This is a genomic window from Streptomyces sp. NBC_00358 (genome assembly GCF_036099295.1).
Taxonomy (GTDB): domain Bacteria; phylum Actinomycetota; class Actinomycetes; order Streptomycetales; family Streptomycetaceae; genus Streptomyces.
In genome coordinates this window covers 7,167,711-7,188,436 of the sequence record NZ_CP107976.1, presented here as the reverse complement: position 1 = coordinate 7,188,436, position 20,726 = coordinate 7,167,711, and the positions used below count along the sequence as shown (strand labels likewise).

General features: G+C 68.4%; 13 protein-coding genes, 3 rRNA genes and 1 pseudogene. 2 read left to right on the top strand and 15 right to left on the bottom strand.

Features of this window, described 5'->3' with window-relative positions; all coding sequences use genetic code 11:
• Positions 1–219 precede the first annotated feature (219 nt).
• The 5 genes from OHT01_RS30705 to OHT01_RS30685 all read right to left on the bottom strand — a co-directional run bounded on the left by OHT01_RS30705 (position 220) and on the right by OHT01_RS30685 (position 5,278).
• Positions 220–990, bottom strand: a complete 771-nt coding sequence (locus tag OHT01_RS30705; RefSeq protein WP_328556346.1) for a hypothetical protein — start codon at positions 988–990, stop codon at positions 220–222.
• A gap of 317 nt (positions 991–1,307) precedes the next feature.
• Positions 1,308–3,050: a DNA repair protein RecN gene (gene recN, locus OHT01_RS30700; protein ID WP_328556345.1), complete on the bottom strand. Its 1,743-nt coding sequence runs from the start codon at positions 3,048–3,050 to the stop codon at positions 1,308–1,310.
• A gap of 138 nt (positions 3,051–3,188) precedes the next feature.
• Positions 3,189–4,094, bottom strand: a complete 906-nt coding sequence (locus OHT01_RS30695) for an NAD kinase (protein ID WP_328556344.1) — start codon at positions 4,092–4,094, stop codon at positions 3,189–3,191.
• Positions 4,091–4,906 carry a TlyA family RNA methyltransferase gene (locus OHT01_RS30690; protein ID WP_328556343.1) on the bottom strand — a complete coding sequence of 272 codons (816 nt, stop codon included), beginning with the start codon at positions 4,904–4,906 and terminating at the stop codon, positions 4,091–4,093. The genes OHT01_RS30695 and OHT01_RS30690 overlap by 4 nt, the downstream gene beginning before the upstream one ends.
• 54 nt (positions 4,907–4,960) lie before the next feature.
• Complete coding sequence (locus tag OHT01_RS30685) at positions 4,961–5,278, bottom strand: hypothetical protein (RefSeq protein ID WP_328556342.1); 318 nt, start codon at positions 5,276–5,278, stop codon at positions 4,961–4,963.
• A gap of 42 nt (positions 5,279–5,320) precedes the next feature.
• Here OHT01_RS30685 and OHT01_RS30680 point away from each other — a divergent pair, with 42 nt between their 5' ends.
• Positions 5,321–5,668 carry an SCP2 sterol-binding domain-containing protein gene (locus tag OHT01_RS30680; protein WP_328556341.1) on the top strand — a complete coding sequence of 116 codons (348 nt, stop codon included), beginning with the start codon at positions 5,321–5,323 and terminating at the stop codon, positions 5,666–5,668.
• Between the two features lie 31 nt (positions 5,669–5,699).
• Here the strand turns inward: OHT01_RS30680 and OHT01_RS30675 are convergent, their stop codons facing one another.
• The 4 genes from OHT01_RS30675 to OHT01_RS30660 all read right to left on the bottom strand — a co-directional run bounded on the left by OHT01_RS30675 (position 5,700) and on the right by OHT01_RS30660 (position 9,880).
• Positions 5,700–6,659, bottom strand: coding sequence for an ABC transporter ATP-binding protein (locus OHT01_RS30675; RefSeq protein ID WP_405917486.1), 960 nt, complete (start codon positions 6,657–6,659; stop codon positions 5,700–5,702).
• Positions 6,656–7,735 carry a FecCD family ABC transporter permease gene (locus OHT01_RS30670; protein WP_328558330.1) on the bottom strand — a complete coding sequence of 360 codons (1,080 nt, stop codon included), beginning with the start codon at positions 7,733–7,735 and terminating at the stop codon, positions 6,656–6,658. The genes OHT01_RS30675 and OHT01_RS30670 overlap by 4 nt, the downstream gene beginning before the upstream one ends.
• Before the next feature lie 11 nt (positions 7,736–7,746).
• Positions 7,747–8,790, bottom strand: a complete 1,044-nt coding sequence (locus tag OHT01_RS30665; protein ID WP_328556340.1) for a FecCD family ABC transporter permease — start codon at positions 8,788–8,790, stop codon at positions 7,747–7,749.
• A 61-nt stretch (positions 8,791–8,851) separates the two neighbouring features.
• Positions 8,852–9,880 carry an HAD hydrolase-like protein gene (locus tag OHT01_RS30660; protein WP_328556339.1) on the bottom strand — a complete coding sequence of 343 codons (1,029 nt, stop codon included), beginning with the start codon at positions 9,878–9,880 and terminating at the stop codon, positions 8,852–8,854.
• Between the two features lie 72 nt (positions 9,881–9,952).
• Between OHT01_RS30660 and OHT01_RS30655 the strand changes: the two genes are divergently transcribed.
• The gene (locus OHT01_RS30655; RefSeq protein WP_328556338.1) at positions 9,953–11,245 is read left to right on the top strand and encodes a DUF1015 domain-containing protein; all 1,293 of its coding nucleotides are present in this window, start codon (positions 9,953–9,955) and stop codon (positions 11,243–11,245) included.
• A gap of 96 nt (positions 11,246–11,341) precedes the next feature.
• On the opposite strand, the gene OHT01_RS30650 is transcribed toward OHT01_RS30655, so the two are convergent.
• From OHT01_RS30650 to OHT01_RS30625, 6 genes and pseudogenes are all read right to left on the bottom strand, one after another.
• Positions 11,342–12,211 carry a hypothetical protein gene (locus OHT01_RS30650; protein ID WP_328558329.1) on the bottom strand — a complete coding sequence of 290 codons (870 nt, stop codon included), beginning with the start codon at positions 12,209–12,211 and terminating at the stop codon, positions 11,342–11,344.
• 372 nt (positions 12,212–12,583) lie between these two features.
• Positions 12,584–13,566 (bottom strand): annotated as a pseudogene (locus tag OHT01_RS40215) (hypothetical protein); the annotation flags it as partial.
• Between the two features lie 518 nt (positions 13,567–14,084).
• Positions 14,085–14,201 (bottom strand): 5S ribosomal RNA (rrf, locus tag OHT01_RS30640).
• Positions 14,202–14,337: 136 nt separating this feature from the next.
• Positions 14,338–17,460 (bottom strand): 23S ribosomal RNA (locus OHT01_RS30635).
• A 312-nt stretch (positions 17,461–17,772) separates the two neighbouring features.
• Positions 17,773–19,298, bottom strand: a 16S ribosomal RNA gene (locus tag OHT01_RS30630).
• Together the 16S, 23S and 5S rRNA genes form the textbook arrangement of a ribosomal RNA operon.
• A 643-nt stretch (positions 19,299–19,941) precedes the next feature.
• Entirely contained in the window at positions 19,942–20,583 is a 642-nt protein-coding gene (locus tag OHT01_RS30625) for a DNA-3-methyladenine glycosylase (protein ID WP_328556337.1), read from the bottom strand.
• Positions 20,584–20,726: the final 143 nt, after the last annotated feature.

Here is a 20,726-nt window from a genome sequence, read left to right as displayed (position 1 = left end):
CTCCCGGCACCCGCAACCACCCAGGCATCGCGGGCCCTCCGACGCCCAGAAGCCCCCTCCCGCCTCGCAAACCATCCAGGTCATCGAAAACGCGCCCTCGCACCACAGGGCACGCCCGCGGCGAAGATCCGCCTCCGCACCACGAGGCATCTCCCACGGCGGGAGTGCGCCCTCGCACCACGAGGCGCGTCGCACGGCGGGCGGCGCGTCGCGGGCCGTTCACTCCCCGGTTCGCCCCAACGTCCTCGCCGCCCGACTGACCTTGTCCCCGAGGACCGTCGCGGCCACCAGCGCCGCCGCGTGGGCGGCGAGACCCGCCCGCCCGTTGCCCAGGGCGACGGCGGTACCCAGCGTCGCGCCCAGGGCGTGGGCGCCCGTGTCACCGATCATGGCGCGCTCGCCGAGGTCGTCGGCGAGTACGGCGGCCACGGCGCCCATCGCCACGGCGGACAGTCGGCCCGCGGGCCCGCCGCGCAGCACTCCGGGCACGCCCAGCGCGAGGACGGCACCGGCGGCCCGCCCCGGCCGCACGTCGACAAGGTTGACGAGATGCGCGGTACCGGCGATCACGACCCCCGCGAGCAGTCTGTCGACGGGCCGCTCCTTGAGAACCGCGCCTGCCGCCAGCCCCGCCGCCGCGATCCCGAACAACTTGACCGCCCCGCTGGTCACTTCACCGCCGCGCAACGCCCCCAGATGCGCCCGGAACCCCCGCCGGGGGTCCTCCGCTCCGGCGACATCGTCGTACGCCCCGCAGACACCGGCGACGGCGACGGCCAGCCCGGCGGCGGGGTGGACGCGCGCGGCCCCGAACGCCGAGCCCACGGCGGTCGCGGGGCCCGCGTACAGCCCGACGGTCCGCCCGGCGTAGTTGGCGCGGGTCCAGCGGGCGGCGCCGCCCGGCGGGCGGGACCGCAGGGCGACGAAGCACGCGCGGGTGACCGCGGCGGCGGTACCGAATCCGGCACTCCGGCCCATACGCATGATCATGCGATCACCCTAGACGGGCTCGCGCGACGGTCCGGACGCCGGGGCCACGGGGCGACATGAGCGGCCGCGCAGGGCGGACGAGCGGCCAGGGCGGAATCCGCTCGGCGGGCGGCCCGGCCACGCGGGGCGGGCCGCCCGGTCAGGCCTGTCCGGCCTGACCGACCCTTCGCGTCGCAGCGGGCGACGGCCCTCCGGTGCCGTGTGTCGCACGGTGGAGAGCCGCCCCCGATCCGGGCGTACGCGGGCGTGCCCGACAGCGCGGCGAGACGCGGTGCCGGGCGCCGTGTCTCCGGCCATGATCGACCGGACGACCGGTCCTAGCCGTCGGAGCGGGCCGTTGCGAGCAGTTCCTCCGCGTGGGCCCGAGCCGTCTCGGAGTCCTCCTGACCGGCGAGCATCCGGGACAGCTCGCGGATCCGGTCCTCGCCCTCCAGCACCTTCACGCCGGACCGGGTCACCGACCCGTCGTTCGTCTTCTCGACCAGCAACTGCCGGTCGGCGAAGGCGGCCACCTGCGGCAGATGCGTCACGACGACGACCTGCGCGGTCCTGGCGAGCCGCGCCAGCCGCCGCCCGATCTCGACCGCGGCCTTGCCGCCGACCCCGGCGTCGACCTCGTCGAAGAGATACGTCGGTACGGGGTCCGTTCCCGCGAACACGACCTCCACAGCGAGCATCACGCGTGAGAGCTCACCGCCCGACGCCCCCTTGGCGATGGGCCTCGGCGGCGCCCCGGGATGCGGGGCGAGCAGCAGTTCCACCTCGTCGACACCGGCCGGGCCGTAGGCCACCGTGCGTCCGCCGACCTCCACCCCCTCCGGGTCGTCGGTCTGCCGGAGCTCGAAGGACACGCGAGCGTGCGGCATGGCGAGCGAGGCCAGTTCGGCGGTCACGGCCGCGGCGAACCGCTCGGCCGCCTCGGTACGGGCGTCCGTCAGCGCCTGGGCGAGTCCGCCCAGTTCGCCGCGCAGCGCGTCCCGTTCGGCGGTCAGCTCGTCGAGCCGGTCGTCGTCGCCCTCCAGTTCGGTGAGCCGCTCGACGCTCCGCTCGGCCCAGGCGAGCACGGCGTCGATGTCCTCGCCGTACTTCCGGGTCAGCTGGGTGAGGGCGGCCCGGCGCTCCTCGACCGCGGACAGCCGCAGCGGGTCGGCGTCGAGGTCGTCGGCGTAGCCCGCGAGTTCGCCCGCCACATCGCCGAGCAGGATGGCGATCTCGCCGATCCGCCCGGACAGCGTGGCGAGGGCCGAGTCGTGCGACCGTACGGCCTCCAGGGCACGGTGGGCGCCCGCGACCAGTGTGGCCGCGTCGATGCCCTCCGGGTCCTCGGGATTGCCGGCCAGCGCCGCGTGCGCGGCCGTGGCGGCCGATGCGAGCGCCTCCGCGTGACCGAGCCGCTCCGCCTCCGCCGCCAGCTCGACGTCCTCGCCCGCGCGCGGCTCCACGGCCGCGACCTCGTCGAGTCCGAAGCGCAGCAGGTCGGCTTCCTGGACCCGTTCCCGGGCGCGCGTGGTGATCTCGTCCAGCTCGGCCGAGATGGCCCGCAGCCGGCGGTAGGCGCCCGTGTACTTGGCGAGCGGCACGGCGACCGCGTCACCCGCGTACCGGTCGAGGGCCTGCCGTTGCCGGGACAGCTTGAGCAGCCCCTGCTGGTCGGTCTGGCCGTGCACCGCCACGAGTTCGTCGGCGAGTTCGGCGAGCACGCCCACCGGCACCGAGCGCCCGCCCAGGTGCGCGCGTGAGCGCCCCTCGGCGGAAACGGTACGGCTGATGAGCAGAACACCGTCTTCGAGCTCGGCGCCCGCCTCCTCGGCCCGTACGACGGCCGTCCCGCCCGCGGGTACGCTGATCCGCCCCTCCACGACCGCGCTCTTGGCGCCGATCCTCACGAGGGCCGGGTCCGCGCGCCCGCCCAGCAGCAGCCCGAGGCTGGTGACCACCATCGTCTTGCCCGCGCCGGTCTCACCGGTCACGGCGGTGAAGCCTGGTGACAGCTCGACGACCGCGTCGTCGATGACTCCGAGCGACCGTATCCGCATCTCCTCCAACACGTCCCCGACCATACGAGGTTTTCCCAGCCCCGTGCGACGCCGCCCCCCGCAAAGAGAACCGAGCGTTACCTTCCGGGGGTGGTCTCGTTCGCCGAGGACCCGCGTGGAAGTGCCCCGGCACCCGGGCAGAACCGGGTGCCGGGCGCGTTTCTAGTGCGGTGCTCCGCGCCACCCGGAGACCGGCAGCGCGAACTTGGCGACGAGCCGGTCGGTGAAGGACGCGTGGTGCAGCCGGGCAAGCCGCACGGGCACGGCGCCGCGCCGCACCTCGACGCGCGCGCCGGGCGGCAGCTCCACGGTCCGCCGCCCGTCGCACCACAGCACGCCCGGCGGGACGTGCGGCAGCACCTCCACCGCGAGCACCGAGTCCGGTGACGTGACCAGCGGCTTGGCGAACAGGGCGTGCGCGCTGATCGGCACCATCAGCAGGGCCTCGACCTCGGGCCAGACCACGGGCCCGCCCGCCGAGAAGGCGTAGGCCGTCGAACCGGTCGGGGTCGCGCAGACGATCCCGTCGCAGCCGAACCCGGTGACGGGCCGCCCGTCGATCTCCAGCACCACTTCGAGGAGCTTCTCGGCGGACACCTTCTGCACGGCCGCCTCGTTCAGCGCCCAGTCGGTGTGCACGATGTCGCCGTTGCGGTGCACGACGACATCGACCGTCATGCGCTCCTCGACCTCGTAGGCCCTGGTGACGACCCGGTCGACCACCTTGTCCAGGTCGTCGCGCTCGGCCTCGGCGAGGAAGCCGACCCGTCCGAGGTTGACGCCGAGCATCGGCACCCCGGAGGCACGGGCGAACTCGGCGCCGCGCAGGAGCGTTCCGTCACCGCCGAGGACGATGAGCAGCTCGCAGCCGTCGAGGCACTGCGGAGTGGCCTCCTGGACCAGTTCCACCTCGTCCGGCAGCGGCAGATCGGCAGCCTCGGCCGCCAGCACCCGTACGCCGATCCCGGAGCGCAGCAGCCCCTGGACGACCAGTTCGGCGCTGCGGATGGCTGCCGGCCGCCCGGTGTGGGCCAGCAGGAAAACTGTACGAGCTCGGGTCTGTGTCAACGCGGCCCCTCCGCCACTGCACGGTCAACGTCGGCCGGGTCGAGTTCGGGTGCCCCGGCACGCAGCCACAGAAAGTACTCGACATTGCCCGAGGGTCCGGGCAACGGACTTGCGGTGACGCCCTTCACTCCGAGCCCCAGTTCGTGGGCCCGCCCCGCCACACCGCGCACGGTCTCGGCGCGCAGCTCCGGGCTGCGCACGACACCGCCGCTGCCCAGCCGGTCCTTCCCCACCTCGAACTGCGGCTTGACCATCATCACCAGGTCGGCATCCGGCGCCGTGCACCGCGCGAGGGCGGGCAGCACCAGTCCGAGCGGGATGAAGGACAGATCCCCGACAACAAGGTCCACGGGCTCCCCATCGATCGCCTCCAACGTCAACTCGCGTACGTTCGTACGGTCCTTGACGGTGACGCGTTCATCGCTCTGGAGAGACCAGGCGAGTTGTCCGTATCCGACGTCCACGGCGACGACGTGGGCGGCGCCCGCGCGCAGCAGGACGTCGGTGAAGCCCCCGGTGGACGCGCCGGCGTCCAGCGCCCGCCGCCCCTCGACCTTCAGGCCCTCGGGCACGAAGACGGCGAGCGCGCCGGCGAGCTTGTGTCCGCCGCGCGAGACGTAGTCGGGGTCGTCGTCGTCCTTGCTGACCACGATCGCCGCGGCGGTCTCGACCTGGGTGGCGGGCTTGGTCGCGAGGGTCTTGCCCACGCTGACCCGGCCCGCGGCGATCAGCTGTCCGGCGTGCTCGCGTGAACGGGCGAGCTTCCTGCGGACCAGCTCGGCGTCGAGGCGGCGGCGTGCCACTCCTGCCACGTTCGGTTCAGCTCCTGCGGTCGTACGGCATGGACGGGTGTGCCCCGAAGGGTCTCATCGAGGGCCGGCGGTCGGTTGACCGGCGGGAGCCGGAACTCCCGGACGGACGTCGAGCGCGGTGAGCGCGTCGCGCAGCCCCCGGTGCACATCCTCGTACACCTCGACATGTCCGTCCGTGGCGAGGTCGTCGGCGTCGGCCAGCCGGTCGAGCCGCTGGTCGACGCCGGCGTCGCCCGAGGGGACGCGCGGGACGTTCAGCGGGGCCGGCGCGGCGGGGTCGTACGCGGGTTGCGGCGCCGCTCCGGCGGGCGGGCCGGGCTCCGCCGCGGTCACGGCCTCGGGGAGCGCGCCCTCGGGCACTGAGTCGTTCATGCCCCGACGCTACCGCGAAGGGCTGCGGTACCGTCGATCACGATGGCGACGACTGAGGAGTGCCGCACCGCACTCGACAAACTTTCGGACAACATGGCGAGCGCCGAAGGCGACGTCCGCACCGCGGCGGCCCTGGACCGCTCGCTGAGCTGCCGTATCACCGACCTGGACATCACCTTCGTCGGCCGGCTCAGGGGTGGCCGGATCGAGGTGCTCGACACGCTGCAGGGGCCGCCCCCGGAGAGGGCCCAGATCCGTCTGACCATGAGCGGCGACGACCTGGTGTCCATGGTGAACGGCGAGCTGAACTTCGCGAAGGCCTGGGGATCGGGCCGGGTGAAGCTGGAGGCGGGCCTGCGCGACCTGTTCCGGCTCAGGACGCTTCTGTAGCTCCGGCTCGGCACGCTTCTGTAGCCCCGGCTCAGGACGCTTCCTCGGCGGCCGTGGCGGCCCTCGCCCGTGCCCTGCGCGCCGCGGGCACCACGAGCGGTGTCCCGGTCTCCGGGTCGTCGATGACCTGGCAGCGCAGCCCGAAGACCTCCTCGACCAGGTCGGCCGTCACGATGTCGTTCGGCGCGCCCTCGGCGACGACCTCGCCGCCGCGCAGGGCGATCAGGTGGGTGGCGTACCGAGCCGCGTGGTTGAGGTCGTGCAGGACGGCGACCAGCGTGCGGCCCCGCGTCTCGTGGAGCTCGGCGCACAGGTCGAGGACGTCGATCTGGTGCTGGATGTCGAGGTAGGTGGTCGGCTCGTCGAGGAGGAGCAGCGGGGTCTGCTGGGCGAGCGCCATCGCGATCCACACCCGCTGGCGCTGACCGCCGGACAATTCGTCGACAAAGCGATCGGCGAGCTCGGCGACGCCGGTCGAGGCCATCGACTCCCGGACCACCCGCTCGTCCTGCGCCGACCACTGGCGCAGCAGACCCTGGTGCGGGTAGCGGCCCCGGCCGACCAGGTCGCCGACCGTGATCCCGTCCGGCGCGATCGACGACTGCGGCAGCAGTCCGAGGGTGCGGGCCACCTTCTTGGCGGGCATCGACTGGATGACCTGTCCGTCCAGCAGCACACGCCCCACCGAGGGCTTCAGCATGCGCGAGAGGGCGCGCAGCAGTGTGGACTTGCCGCAGGCGTTCGGGCCGACGATCACCGTGAACGAGTTGTCGGGGATCTCCACCGACAGCTTCTCCGCGATGACGCGCTGGTCGTAGCCGAGGGTGACGTTGTCGGCGGACAGGCGGTTCACAGTGCTCCTTGGGATGTTCTCGTGCGCCCGGTCGTTCACCCGCGCCGCGCTCTTCGGTCCGCTCGCGGTCGGGTTCGCCGGGCCGCTCGCGGTCGGGTTCGCCTCGACGTTCACACTCGGCCGGGCCGGGCCGCTCATATCCGGCCCGCCTTGCGCTCGGTGACCAGCAGCCACAGCAGATAGACGCCGCCGAGGACTCCCGTCACGACGCCGACGGGCAACTGGTCGGCGCCGAACGCCCGCTGCGAGGCCCAGTCCGCGACGATGAGCAGGGTCGCGCCCATGCACATGGACGGCACCAGATTGGGTCCGGGCGACCGGGTGAGCCGCCGGGCCAGTTGCGGCGCGGTGAGCGCCACGAAACCGACCGGTCCCGCGGCGGCCGTGGCGCCCGCGGTGAGCAGGACCGCGGCCACCATCAGCAGCAGTCGCGTCCGCTCGACGCTCACTCCGAGGGCGTACGACACGTCGTCGCCCATCTCCATCATCCGCAGCCCGCGCGCGTTGCCGAGCACGAGAGGGACGAGGACCAGGCACATGATGAGCAGCGGCCAGACCTGCGCCCAGTCACGGCCGTTGAGGGAGCCGGTCATCCAGACGACGGCGCGGGCCGCGTCGACGATGTCGGCCTTCGTGAGGAGATAGCCGTTGACCGCCGTGACGATCGCGGAGACACCGATACCGACCAGGACCAGCCGATAGCCGTGCACCCCCCGCTTCCACGCGAGCAGATAGATGGCGAGCCCGGTCACGAGGCCGCCGACGAGAGCCCCGAGTGCGACCTCGGTGGCGCTGCCCGAGTACAGCACGATCATGATGAGCGCGCCGGCCGTGGAACCCTGCCCGAGGCCGAGCACGTCCGGGCTGCCCAGCGGATTGCGCGAGATGGACTGGAAGAGCGCTCCACCCAGCCCGAGCGAGGCCCCCACCAGCAGCCCGACGAGGACACGCGGCAGCCGCAGGTCGTGGACGATGAACTCCTGGCTCGCGCTGCCGTCGCCCGCCAGGGTCCTGAGCACGTCACCGGGCGGGATCGGGAAGTCGCCGGTGCCGATGAGCACCACGCTCGCGGTGGCCGCGGCCACCAGCAGCAGCACGACCACGGCGAAGGTGCGGATGTCCAGGCGGACGGACAGCCCGCCGCCGCCCGTGCGGACGGCCCGGACACGGCGGGCGGGAGATGCCGGGAGGCGTTGGGCCCCGGCCGGTCGGATACGTCGGGTCGTCACAGCTGCGCCGTCCTCCGTCGCCGTACGAGAAAGATGAAGACCGGACCGCCGAGCACCGCGGTGACGATGCCGACCTGGAGCTCCGCCGGCCGGGCGACCATCCGCCCGAGGACATCGGCGCCGAGCAGCAGCACGGGCGACAGAACCGTGGCGTACGGCAGGATCCAGCGCAGATCGGGGCCGGTGAAGGAGCGGACGACGTGCGGGACCATCAGCCCGACGAACACGATCGGTCCGCAGGCGGCGGTAGCGGCGCCGCACAGCACGGTGGCGGCGGCCATGGAGAGCGCGCGGGTGCGGTTCAGGTTGGCGCCGAGCGCCCGGGCGGTGTCGTCGCCCATGGCCACCGCGTTCAGCGGCCTGGCGAGGGCCAGCGCGAGCAGCGTGCCGACGGCCAGGAAGGGGGCCACCTGCTTGATCGTCGAGTCGGTCGCGGAGGCGAGCGAACCGACCGTCCAGAAGCGCATCTTGCCCAGCGCCGCGTCATCCATGATCATCACGGCCTGCAGATAGCCGTAGAGCGCGGCGCTGATGGCGGTTCCGGCCAGCGCGAGCCGTACCGGCGTCGCGCCCCGGCTGCCGCCCAGGAACCAGACCAGGGCCCCGACCGCGGCCGCCCCGACGAAGGCGAACCAGACATAGCCGCTCAGCGAGGTGACGCCGAAGTAGGTGATCGCGGTGACGACCGCGGCGGACGCGCCCGCGTTGATGCCGAGCAGACCGGGGTCGGCCAGCGGATTGCGGGTGAGCGCCTGGAGGACGGCGCCGGACAGCCCGAGCGCGGCGCCGACCAGCAGCCCGAGCACGGTTCGGGAGATCCGGTCGCCGACCACGACATCGGAGTAGGTCCCCGAGTCGTGGAACAGGCCGTGCCACACCTGGTCCAGCGGCAGTGCCTTCGCCCCGATCGCCACACTCGCCAGGGCGACCAGCAGCAGGACACCCACGGAGACGAGGAGCCCAAGAGTCCGTATCGCCCGGCGGGTTGGGGGCGCGGGGGCGGTTTCCGCGCGCTGTTCAGGAGGACTGTCGACCAACACGAGGTTAGGTTAGCCTACCCTCGCATCGACGATGATCCGCCCGCACCCCCAGCCGTGACGCCTACAGCCCCAGGCGCGCCAGCGCCTTGCCCCCGTCCAGCTCGCAACCGCCTTCTCCGGCGGCCGTCCAGGCGGCGGCACACAGGGCCCGCAGACCGTCGAGGGCCTCGCCCTCGCCCGTCAGTTCGAGCTCCCCGCTTCCGGCCGTCGCCGTCCAGCCCCCGCAGCGGAACCCGTCGCCGGCCTCGACGACCTCCGGCTGACCGGTGAGCATCCCGCGCAGATCGGCGTCGACATACGTCGGCCGGTGCTGCGGCGGAGCGGCGAGGAGCTGCGCCCCGTCCGTCACGCCGGTGAGGACGAGCAGCGAGTCCACCTCGCCGTTGAACGCGCCCTCGATGTCCGTGTCCAGCCGGTCACCGACCACCAGCGGCCGCTTCGCCCCGGTCCGCAGAATCGTCTCTCGGTGCATCGGGGGCAGTGGCTTGCCCGCCACCTGCGGCTCGGCGCCCGTGGCGATGCGGACGACCTCGACCGCCGCGCCGTTGCCCGGCGCGATCCCGCGTGCGCCCGGAATCGTCAGATCGGTGTTGGAGGCGAACCAGGGCACACCGCGCGCGATGGCGTAGCAGGCCTCCGCGAAGCGCGACCAGGTCAGATCGGGACCGCCGTACCCCTGAACGACCGCGACGGGCTCGTCCTCCGCGGAGTCGACCGGCTCCAGCCCGCGCTCACGGAGCGCGACCCGCAGCCCGTCACCCCCGATGACCAGCACCCGCGCCCCCGCGGGCACCTGCTCGCTGATGAGCCGGGCCACGGCCTGCGCCGAGGTGATGACGTCCGAGGCCTCCGTCGGTATGCCCAGCTCCGTGAGGTGCTCGGCGACGGCGTCCGGAGTGCGCAGCGCGTTGTTGGTGACGTACGCGAGGTGCATGCCGCCCTTGCTCGCCGTCCCGAGGGACTCCACGGCATGCGCGATGGCGAGACCGCCCGCGTACACCACTCCGTCCAGATCCAGCAGCGCCGTGTCGTACGCCTCGCTCAGGGCCTGGCCACTGCCTTCGGGCCGCGTCCTGACGGTCTGGCTCATTGCACATCGCTCCTCGTTCGATCCCTTTGCCCCGATCATCGCGCATGCCACTGACACACTTACGATGCCCCAATGAACTATGCAGGTCCCGAGGAGGAAACACCGGCAGGGAGCGGCCTCGAACTCACCCCGTTCCGAGGCCTGCGCTACGACCCCGACCGGGTCGGCAGCCTGGCCGCCGTGACATCCCCGCCGTACGACGTCATCGTCCGGCCCGACGGACTGCTCGAACTCGAATCCGCCGACCCGTACAACATCGTCCGGCTGATCCTCCCGCAGGACGGCACTCCCGCCGCCCGCAACCAGCAGGCCGCCGACACGCTGCGCCACTGGCTGTCGGAGGGCATCCTGGCAGCCGATCCCGAGCCGGGCCTGTACGTGTACGAGCAACGCGACGGCGACCTGCTGCAGCGGGGCGTGATCGGCAACCTGCGCCTGTCGGAGCCGTCCGACGGCGTCGTCCTCCCGCACGAGGACGTGATGCCGCACGTCATCGCCGACCGCGCGGCCCTGATGCGCGCCACCTCGGCCAACCTCGAACCCCTGCTGCTGACCTATCGCGGCAACGGCTCCGGGGCCGGCACGGCCGCCGTCATCGAACGCACCGTCGCCCGGACACCGCTGCTGTCCACCACCACGGAGGACGGCATCAGCCACCGCCTGTGGGCGGTCACCGACCCGGCGGAGCTCGCGGAGATCCGGACGGATCTCGGCCGGCACCAGGCCCTGATCGCCGACGGCCATCACCGCTGGGCGACCTATCTGCGTCTACGCGCGGAGCACCCCTCGCCGAGCCCCTGGGACTACGGTCTGGTCCTTCTGGTGGACACGGGCCGCTATCCGCTGCGCGTCCGGGCCATCCACCGCCTGCTGCACCGCCTGCCGGTCGCCGAGGCACTGGCCGGCCTGGGCGACTCCTTCCGCGTACGTCACCTCGACGTGCCCCTCGCCGAGGCGCTGGGTGCACTGTCCGAGGCGGCCTCCGAGGGGAACGCCTTCCTCCTCGCCGGCGACGGCTCCTTCCACCTCGTCGACCGCCCGTCGCCGGACCTTCTCGCCCGTACGGTCCCGGCCGACCGGCCGGAGGCCTGGCGCACGCTGGACGCCACGGTCCTGCACGCCGTACTCCTCGACCATGTGTGGGGCATCCCGGAGGACTCCCCCGCGCACATCGCGTACATCCACGACACGAGTGCCACGGTCGAGAAGGCGGAACAGGACGGAGGCACGGCCGTCCTGATGCACCCGGTCCACGAGGAGGTCGTACGCGATCTCGCCCGCCAGGGGGTCACGATGCCGCGCAAGTCGACGTCCTTCGGCCCGAAGCCGGCGTCGGGTCTGGTCCTGCGGGCGCTCGCCCCCTGAGGGGGCACGGACCCGGAAACGCCACGTGGGCGGTGGGACACCTTCCGGTGTCCCACCGCCCACGTGTTTGTCCCGCAGTGTCAGACGTGTCCGACGTCAGCTCTGGGGACGGTGAGGAGCGTCGTCCTCGCGGTCGTCCTCGTCCTCGTCGTCGTCCCTGTCGAGGTCTTCGTCCTCGTCCTCGTCCTCGTCGTCGAGGTCGTCGACGTCGTCCGTGATCCCGTCCGTGGTCACGGACTCGATCTCGTCGTCGTCCTCATCCTCTTCGTCCTGGTGCCCGTCCTCGGCGTGGACGTCCGTCCCGGCCTTGGACGCGCTCGCCTGGCCGCTCCCGGCCTCGTCGTCCTCGACGAGCGCGTCGACGAACTCGACGCCGTCCAGCTCGGCGAGCCGGTCGGAGGCGTCCGTGCTGCTGTCCTTGTCGGACTCGACGGTCTTGGCGAACCACTCGCGTGCCTCGCCCTCACGGCCGGCGGCCAGGAGCGCGTCGGCGTAGGCGTACCGCAGCCGCGCGGTCCAGGGCTGTACGGAGTTCGAGGCGAGCTCCGGGCTCTGCAGCGTGACGATCGCGGCTTCCAGCTGATCCATGTCCCGCCGGGCACCGGCGGCCACGAGCCGCATCTCGACCTGGCTCGCCTTGTCCAGCTTCTGCACCTCGGGCGCCCCGGCCATCTCCAGCGCCTTCTCGGGCCGGCCGAGACCGCGCTCGCAGTCCGCCATCACGGGCCACAGCTCCACGCTGCCGGTCATCCGGCGCGCGGCGCGGAACTCGGCGAGCGCCTCGCTGAACTTCTGGTTCGCGTACGCGGCGAAGCCGGCCGCCTCGCGCACGGCCGCGACACGCGACGCCAGCCGCAGGGCGATCCTCGAGTACGCGTAGGCGCCCTCGGGGTCCTCGTCGATGAGCCGGGCCACCATCACCAGGTTGCGCGAGACCTCCTCGGCAAGGCCCTTGGGCAGGCTCATGAGCTCCTGCCGTACGTCCTTGTCGATCTCCTCGCCGGTGACCTCGTCCGGGATCGGCAGCCGCTTGATCGGCTCACGGTCCCGCTCCCGCTCGTCGCGGAAACGGCCGCCACCGTGCCGGTCGTCGCCGCGCGGCCCACCGCGGCCACGGTCGTCGCGGCCCCGGTCGTCACGGCCTCGGAACCCGCCGCCGCTGCCGCCGCCACGGTTGTCGTCGCGACGGAAGTCGCCACGGTCGTCACGGCGGAAGGGCGGACGGTCGCTGCCGCCGCGGTTGTCGTCACGGCGGAAGCCACCGCGGTCGTCATCGCGACGCGGAGTGCTGGGCCGCTCGTCACGGCGGAAGTCGCTGCCGCCGCGGTTGTCGTCACGGCGGAACCCACCACGGTCGTCGCCACGGCGCTCGTCACGACGGAAGTCGCCGCCGCCACCGCCGCCGCGGTTGTCGTCACGGCGGAAGCCACCGCGGTCGTCATCGCGACGCGGAGTGCTGGGCCGCTCGTCGCGACGGAAGTCGCTGCCGCCGCGATTGTCGTCACGGCGGAAGCCACCGCGGTCGTCATCGCGACGCGGAGTGCTGGGCCGCTCGTCACGGCGGAAGTCGCTGCCGCCACGGTTGTCGTCACGGCGGAAGCCGCCACGGTCGTCATCGCGACGCGGAGTGCTGGGCCGCTCGTCACGGCGGAAGTCGCTGCCGCCACGGTTGTCGTCACGGCGGAAGGGCGGGCGGTCGGCGTCGCGACGGGGGCCACGGTCGTCGCGCCTGTCGTCACGGCGGAAGTCGCCACGGTCGTCGCGACGGAAACCGCCACCGCTGTTGCCGCCGCGGTCGTCACGGGGGAAGCCCCCGCCACTGCTGCTGCCACCGCGGTTGTCGTCGCGACGGAAGCCGCCACCACTACCGCTGCCGCCACGGTCGTCACGACGGAAGCCGCCGCCACCGGTACCACTGCCACCACGGTTGTCGTCACGGCGGAAACCGCCACCACTACCGCTGCCGCCACGGTCGTCGCGACGGAACCCACCACCGCTACCGCCACCGCGGTTGTCGTCGCGACGGAAGCCGCCACCACTGCTGCTGCCGCGGTTGTCGTCACGGCGGAAGCCGCCGCCACCGGTTCCACTGCCACCGCGGTTGTCATCGCGACGGAACCCGCCACTGCTGCTGCCACCACGGTCGTCACGGCGGAAACCGCCACCACTGCTGCTGCCGCCACGGTCGTCGCGACGGAACCCACCACCGCTACCGCCACCGCGGTTGTCATCGCGACGGAAGCCGCCACCACTGCTGCTGCCGCGGTTGTCGTCACGGCGGAAACCGCCGCCACCGGTACCACTGCCACCACGGTTGTCATCGCGACGGAAGCCGCCGCCACTACCGCCGCCGCGGTTGTCATCACGGCGCGGGCTGCTGGGCCGATCGTCACGGTTGAAGGCAGGACGGTCCCCGTCGCGACGCGGGGCGGACGTACGGTCGTCGCGGCGCGGACCGCTCGGACGGTCGTCACGACGGAACGGCGGCCGGCCGCCGCTGTCACGGCCGCCCGCGCCGCCGGCGCCACCGCGGTTGTCGTCACGGCGGAAGCCACCGCGGTCTCCGCCACGGTCGCCGTCACGGCGGTCGTCACGTCGGCCGGAGCCGCCGCGGTCGTTGTCTCGGCGCGGGCCCCCGCGGTGGTCACCGCGGTCACCACTGTCACGACGGCGCTGGTCGCGCTCCGGTCGCTCGTCGGGAGAGTTGGTGGACATGGTGACTCCTGTCATTGGTACCGCAAGTCATTCTCGCGCAGCCGGGTACTCGGCGCGCTTCGGAAAAAACAAAAAGGACCCCTGGTTCCAGCGAGTCGCTGGGACCAGGGGTCCTCCAAAGATTGTTCGGCGGCGTCCTACTCTCCCACAGGGTCCCCCCTGCAGTACCATCGGCGCTGTGAGGCTTAGCTTCCGGGTTCGGAATGTAACCGGGCGTTTCCCTCACGCTATGACCACCGAAACCCTGTCAGACACCTCGTCATGAACGAGGCCTCGAACGGGCAGCGAACAAGCACACTCTTCAATTAAGTAAGTGGAACTGTTCAGCCAGCACAACCGTTCGTTGTCTGGGAACTACACAGTGGACGCGAGCAACTGAGGACAAGCCCTCGGCCTATTAGTACCAGTCACCTCCAGCGGTTGCCCGCCTTCCAGATCTGGCCTATCAACCCAGTCGTCTACTGGGAGCCTTAACCCCTCAAAGGGGGTGGGAATACTCATCTCGAAGCAGGCTTCCCGCTTAGATGCTTTCAGCGGTTATCCCTCCCGAACGTAGCCAACCAGCCATGCCCTTGGCAGGACAACTGGCACACCAGAGGTTCGTCCGTCCCGGTCCTCTCGTACTAGGGACAGCCCTTCTCAATATTCCTACGCGCACAGCGGATAGGGACCGAACTGTCTCACGACGTTCTAAACCCAGCTCGCGTACCGCTTTAATGGGCGAACAGCCCAACCCTTGGGACCGACTCCAGCCCCAGGATGCGACGAGCCGACATCGAGGTGCCAAACCATCCCGTCGATATGGACTCTTGGGGAAGATCAGCCTGTTATCCCCGGGGTACCTTTTATCCGTTGAGCGACGGCGCTTCCACAAGCCACCGCCGGATCACTAGTCCCGACTTTCGTCCCTGCTCGACCCGTCGGTCTCACAGTCAAGCTCCCTTGTGCACTTACACTCAACACCTGATTGCCAACCAGGCTGAGGGAACCTTTGGGCGCCTCCGTTACTCTTTAGGAGGCAACCGCCCCAGTTAAACTACCCATCAGACACTGTCCCTGATCCGGATCACGGACCCAGGTTAGACATCCAGCACGACCAGAGTGGTATTTCAACGGCGACTCCACACGGGCTGGCGCCCGCACTTCACAGTCTCCCACCTATCCTACACAAGCCGAACCGAACACCAATATCAAACTGTAGTAAAGGTCCCGGGGTCTTTCCGTCCTGCTGCGCGAAACGAGCATCTTTACTCGTAGTGCAATTTCACCGGGCCTATGGTTGAGACAGTCGAGAAGTCGTTACGCCATTCGTGCAGGTCGGAACTTACCCGACAAGGAATTTCGCTACCTTAGGATGGTTATAGTTACCACCGCCGTTTACTGGCGCTTAAGTTCTCAGCTTCGCCACCCCGAAGAGTGACTAACCGGTCCCCTTAACGTTCCAGCACCGGGCAGGCGTCAGTCCGTATACATCGCCTTACGGCTTCGCACGGACCTGTGTTTTTAGTAAACAGTCGCTTCTCGCTGGTCTCTGCGGCCACCCCCAGCTCACCGAGTAAATCGGATCACCAGTGATGGCCCCCTTCTCCCGAAGTTACGGGGGCATTTTGCCGAGTTCCTTAACCATAGTTCACCCGAACGCCTCGGTATTCTCTACCTGACCACCTGAGTCGGTTTAGGGTACGGGCCGCCATGAAACTCGCTAGAGGCTTTTCTCGACAGCATAGGATCATCCACTTCACCACAATCGGCTCGGCATCAGGTCTCAGCCTTAATGTGTGACGGATTTGCCTATCACACGGCCTACACCCTTACCCCGGGACAACCACCGCCCGGGATGGACTACCTTCCTGCGTCACCCCATCACTCACCTACTACAGGTCTGGACCGTCGGCTCCACCACTCCCCCTTGCCCGAAGGCTCCGGGGCGGCTTCACGGACTTAGCATCGCCTGGTTCAATGTTTGACGCTTCACAGCGGGTACCGGAATATCAACCGGTTATCCATCGACTACGCCTGTCGGCCTCGCCTTAGGTCCCGACTTACCCTGGGCAGATCAGCTTGACCCAGGAACCCTTAGTCAATCGGCGCACACGTTTCTCACGTGTGTATCGCTACTCATGCCTGCATTCTCACTCGTGAACCGTCCACCACTGCCTTCCGGCGCGGCTTCACCCGGCACACGACGCTCCCCTACCCATCACAGCGGGCGTTGGCCCTATTGCTGCAATGACACGACTTCGGCGGTACGCTTGAGCCCCGCTACATTGTCGGCGCGGAATCACTAGACCAGTGAGCTATTACGCACTCTTTCAAGGGTGGCTGCTTCTAAGCCAACCTCCTGGTTGTCTGTGCGACTCCACATCCTTTCCCACTTAGCGTACGCTTAGGGGCCTTAGTCGATGCTCTGGGCTGTTTCCCTCTCGACCATGGAGCTTATCCCCCACAGTCTCACTGCCGCGCTCTCACTTACCGGCATTCGGAGTTTGGCTAAGGTCAGTAACCCGGTAGGGCCCATCGCCTATCCAGTGCTCTACCTCCGGCAAGAAACACACGACGCTGCACCTAAATGCATTTCGGGGAGAACCAGCTATCACGGAGTTTGATTGGCCTTTCACCCCTAACCACAGGTCATCCCCCAGGTTTTCAACCCTGGTGGGTTCGGTCCTCCACGACCTCTTACAGCCGCTTCAACCTGCCCATGGCTAGATCACTCCGCTTCGGGTCTTGAGCGCGCTACTGAATCGCCCTATTCGGACTCGCTTTCGCTACGGCTTCCCCACACGGGTTAACCTCGCAACGCACCGCAAACTCGCAGGCTCATTCTTCAAAAGGCACGCAGTCACGACGCACTGAGTAAACTCAATGCGCGACGCTCCCACGGCTTGTAGGCACACGGTTTCAGGTACTATTTCACTCCGCTCCCGCGGTACTTTTCACCATTCCCTCACGGTACTATCCGCTATCGGTCACCAGGGAATATTTAGGCTTAGCGGGTGGTCCCGCCAGATTCACACGGGATTTCTCGGGCCCCGTGCTACTTGGGTGTCTCTCAAACGAGCCGTTGATGTTTCGACTACGGGGGTCTTACCCTCTACGCCGGACCTTTCGCATGTCCTTCGCCTACATCAACGGTTTCTGACTCGTCTCACAGCCGGCAGACTGTGAAAGAGAGATCCCACAACCCCTTGCATGCAACCCCTGCCGGGTCTCACACATACAAGGTTTGGCCTCATCCGGTTTCGCTCGCCACTACTCCCGGAATCACGGTTGTTTTCTCTTCCTGCGGGTACTGAGATGTTTCACTTCCCCGCGTTCCCTCCACATACCCTATGTGTTCAGGTATGGGTGACAGCCCATGACGACTGCCGGGTTTCCCCATTCGGAAACCCCCGGATCAAAGCCTGGTTGACGGCTCCCCGGGGACTATCGTGGCCTCCCACGTCCTTCATCGGTTCCTGGTGCCAAGGCATCCACCGTGCGCCCTTAAAAACTTGGCCACAGATGCTCGCGTCCACTGTGCAGTTCTCAAACAACGACCAACCACCCGTCACACACCACTTACGCGGTGTTTCACCGGGGCCGGCACTGAAGGCAGCCTTTCGGCCGTACCTTCAGACACCCAACAGCGTGCCCGACTCTCTTCCTGCTTCCCTCATTCTTTCCACGCCCCGAAGGACAGTACTGGAAGGAGAAGACAGTCAAGAGTGCCGAATAATCAACGTTCCACCCATGAGCAACCACCGTCGAACGTGTGCCGACGTAATGGCCCTGGACCACCAAGCAAGCTTGGCGGCCTAGATGCTCCTTAGAAAGGAGGTGATCCAGCCGCACCTTCCGGTACGGCTACCTTGTTACGACTTCGTCCCAATCGCCAGTCCCACCTTCGACAGCTCCCTCCCACAAGGGGTTGGGCCACCGGCTTCGGGTGTTACCGACTTTCGTGACGTGACGGGCGGTGTGTACAAGGCCCGGGAACGTATTCACCGCAGCAATGCTGATCTGCGATTACTAGCAACTCCGACTTCATGGGGTCGAGTTGCAGACCCCAATCCGAACTGAGACAGGCTTTTTGAGATTCGCTCCGCCTCGCGGCTTCGCAGCTCTTTGTACCTGCCATTGTAGCACGTGTGCAGCCCAAGACATAAGGGGCATGATGACTTGACGTCGTCCCCACCTTCCTCCGAGTTGACCCCGGCAGTCTCCTGTGAGTCCCCATCACCCCGAAGGGCATGCTGGCAACACAGAACAAGGGTTGCGCTCGTTGCGGGACTTAACCCAACATCTCACGACACGAGCTGACGACAGCCATGCACCACCTGTACACCGACCACAAGGGGGGCACTATCTCTAATGCTTTCCGGTGTATGTCAAGCCTTGGTAAGGTTCTTCGCGTTGCGTCGAATTAAGCCACATGCTCCGCTGCTTGTGCGGGCCCCCGTCAATTCCTTTGAGTTTTAGCCTTGCGGCCGTACTCCCCAGGCGGGGAACTTAATGCGTTAGCTGCGGCACCGACGACGTGGAATGTCGCCAACACCTAGTTCCCACCGTTTACGGCGTGGACTACCAGGGTATCTAATCCTGTTCGCTCCCCACGCTTTCGCTCCTCAGCGTCAGTAATGGCCCAGAGATCCGCCTTCGCCACCGGTGTTCCTCCTGATATCTGCGCATTTCACCGCTACACCAGGAATTCCGATCTCCCCTACCACACTCTAGCTAGCCCGTATCGAATGCAGACCCGGGGTTAAGCCCCGGGCTTTCACACCCGACGTGACAAGCCGCCTACGAGCTCTTTACGCCCAATAATTCCGGACAACGCTTGCGCCCTACGTATTACCGCGGCTGCTGGCACGTAGTTAGCCGGCGCTTCTTCTGCAGGTACCGTCACTTTCGCTTCTTCCCTGCTGAAAGAGGTTTACAACCCGAAGGCCGTCATCCCTCACGCGGCGTCGCTGCATCAGGCTTTCGCCCATTGTGCAATATTCCCCACTGCTGCCTCCCGTAGGAGTCTGGGCCGTGTCTCAGTCCCAGTGTGGCCGGTCGCCCTCTCAGGCCGGCTACCCGTCGTCGCCTTGGTGAGCCACTACCTCACCAACAAGCTGATAGGCCGCGGGCTCATCCTTCACCGCCGGAGCTTTTAACCCCCGCCCATGCAGGCAGGAGTGTTATCCGGTATTAGACCCCGTTTCCAGGGCTTGTCCCAGAGTGAAGGGCAGATTGCCCACGTGTTACTCACCCGTTCGCCACTAATCCCCACCGAAGTGGTTCATCGTTCGACTTGCATGTGTTAAGCACGCCGCCAGCGTTCGTCCTGAGCCAGGATCAAACTCTCCGTGAATGTTTACCGGTAATCCGGTGAAACATCATGAGAGCGGAACCGGAGGGAGGAATAATCCCTTCGGTTCACAGCGTCCTCGCTGATGCGCCTACCGGAACAATGCCCGGCAGGACTTTTTCAAAGGAACCTCGTCCCGACCGATCGGCCGGAGACGGGGTATCAACAAATCTGGCGTTGATTTTTGGCACGCTGTTGAGTTCTCAAGGAACGGACGCTTCCTTTGTACTCACCCTCTCGGGTTTTCCTCCGGGCGCTTCCCTTCGGTCTTGCGTTTCCGACTCTATCAGACCGTTTCCGTATCCGATTTCCTCGGTGCTTTCCAGGTTCCCGCTTCCGCGTTTCCCTTTCCGGCGAGTCCGACTCTATCAGATCCTTTCGGGCCTGACTCCCAGTCAGCGGGGTTTGTCCTCGGGCCTTTCAGCGCTTTCGCGTTTCGCGGCCTTTCGACATTCACTACGCTAGCCGATTCCCGCAGCGACTCATAATCGAGTTCCGCGAGTTCGAATTCAGGCATGCAGGCACGCCGAATAAGCCCCCGCTGGAGGGAAGTCGTAGGTAGTGGGTTGGCCGCTCTCGGCTGCTGGCTGAACGCCGTAACCGGTTCAAGCGGCTCGGGCTACATTACGGATCCCCCAGGGGCGCGTCAAGTTGAGCGGCGGCGGGGCGCATGAGCGCGATAGGGGCTCACCGTGGGGTCGTCGGCGACCCAGAAACGCCAGGGATGAACGCCCCCGTCGCCGGAGACTCCGGTGCGCGGTCCGTTGCGTACCTGGTCGGAGTGGACGGGCGTACCCCTGAGCATGGTCAGGGGGGAGCCCGACGGGCCGCAGGCATCCGCTCCGTCGAGTGACCGGTCCACCCCCAGTGCCGTCGCGAGGCGGGCCGGTCCTTTGGCCAGTTCCTTGTCGTTTCGGGCCGAGAGTCGACGTTTACGAGCGAGGTCCGCGCCTTCGGTGACCTCGCCGGCCCGGAGCAGGACCCCACTCGGTCTGCCCTCCGGACCGCACACCAGATTCATGCAGTGCCACATGCCGTAGGTGAAGTAGACGTACACATGACCGGGCGGGCCGAACATCACGCCGTTGCGGGCCGTGCGACCGCGGTAGGCGTGCGAGCCGGGGTCGTCCGGACCGTCGTAGGCCTCGACCTCGGTGAGGCGCAGTTCGATCGGACCGTCCGGGGTGAGTCGTACGAGGATGCGTCCCAGCAGGTCAGGGGCGACGTCCAGCACAGGGCGGTCGAAGAAGTCCCGGTTCAGGGGCGTACGGTCAGGGGCCGCGATCATGGCGTACGAGCGTAGTCCCTCCGCACTGACCGCCGCGGCGCGGTCCGGGGCGGTGCGGCTCGGTCCGGACGGACGCTCGTCGGCGGGGTGGTCAGAGGTCCTCTCCCTTGTAAGGGTGAGGACGCGGAACCGGCCGGGGCCGG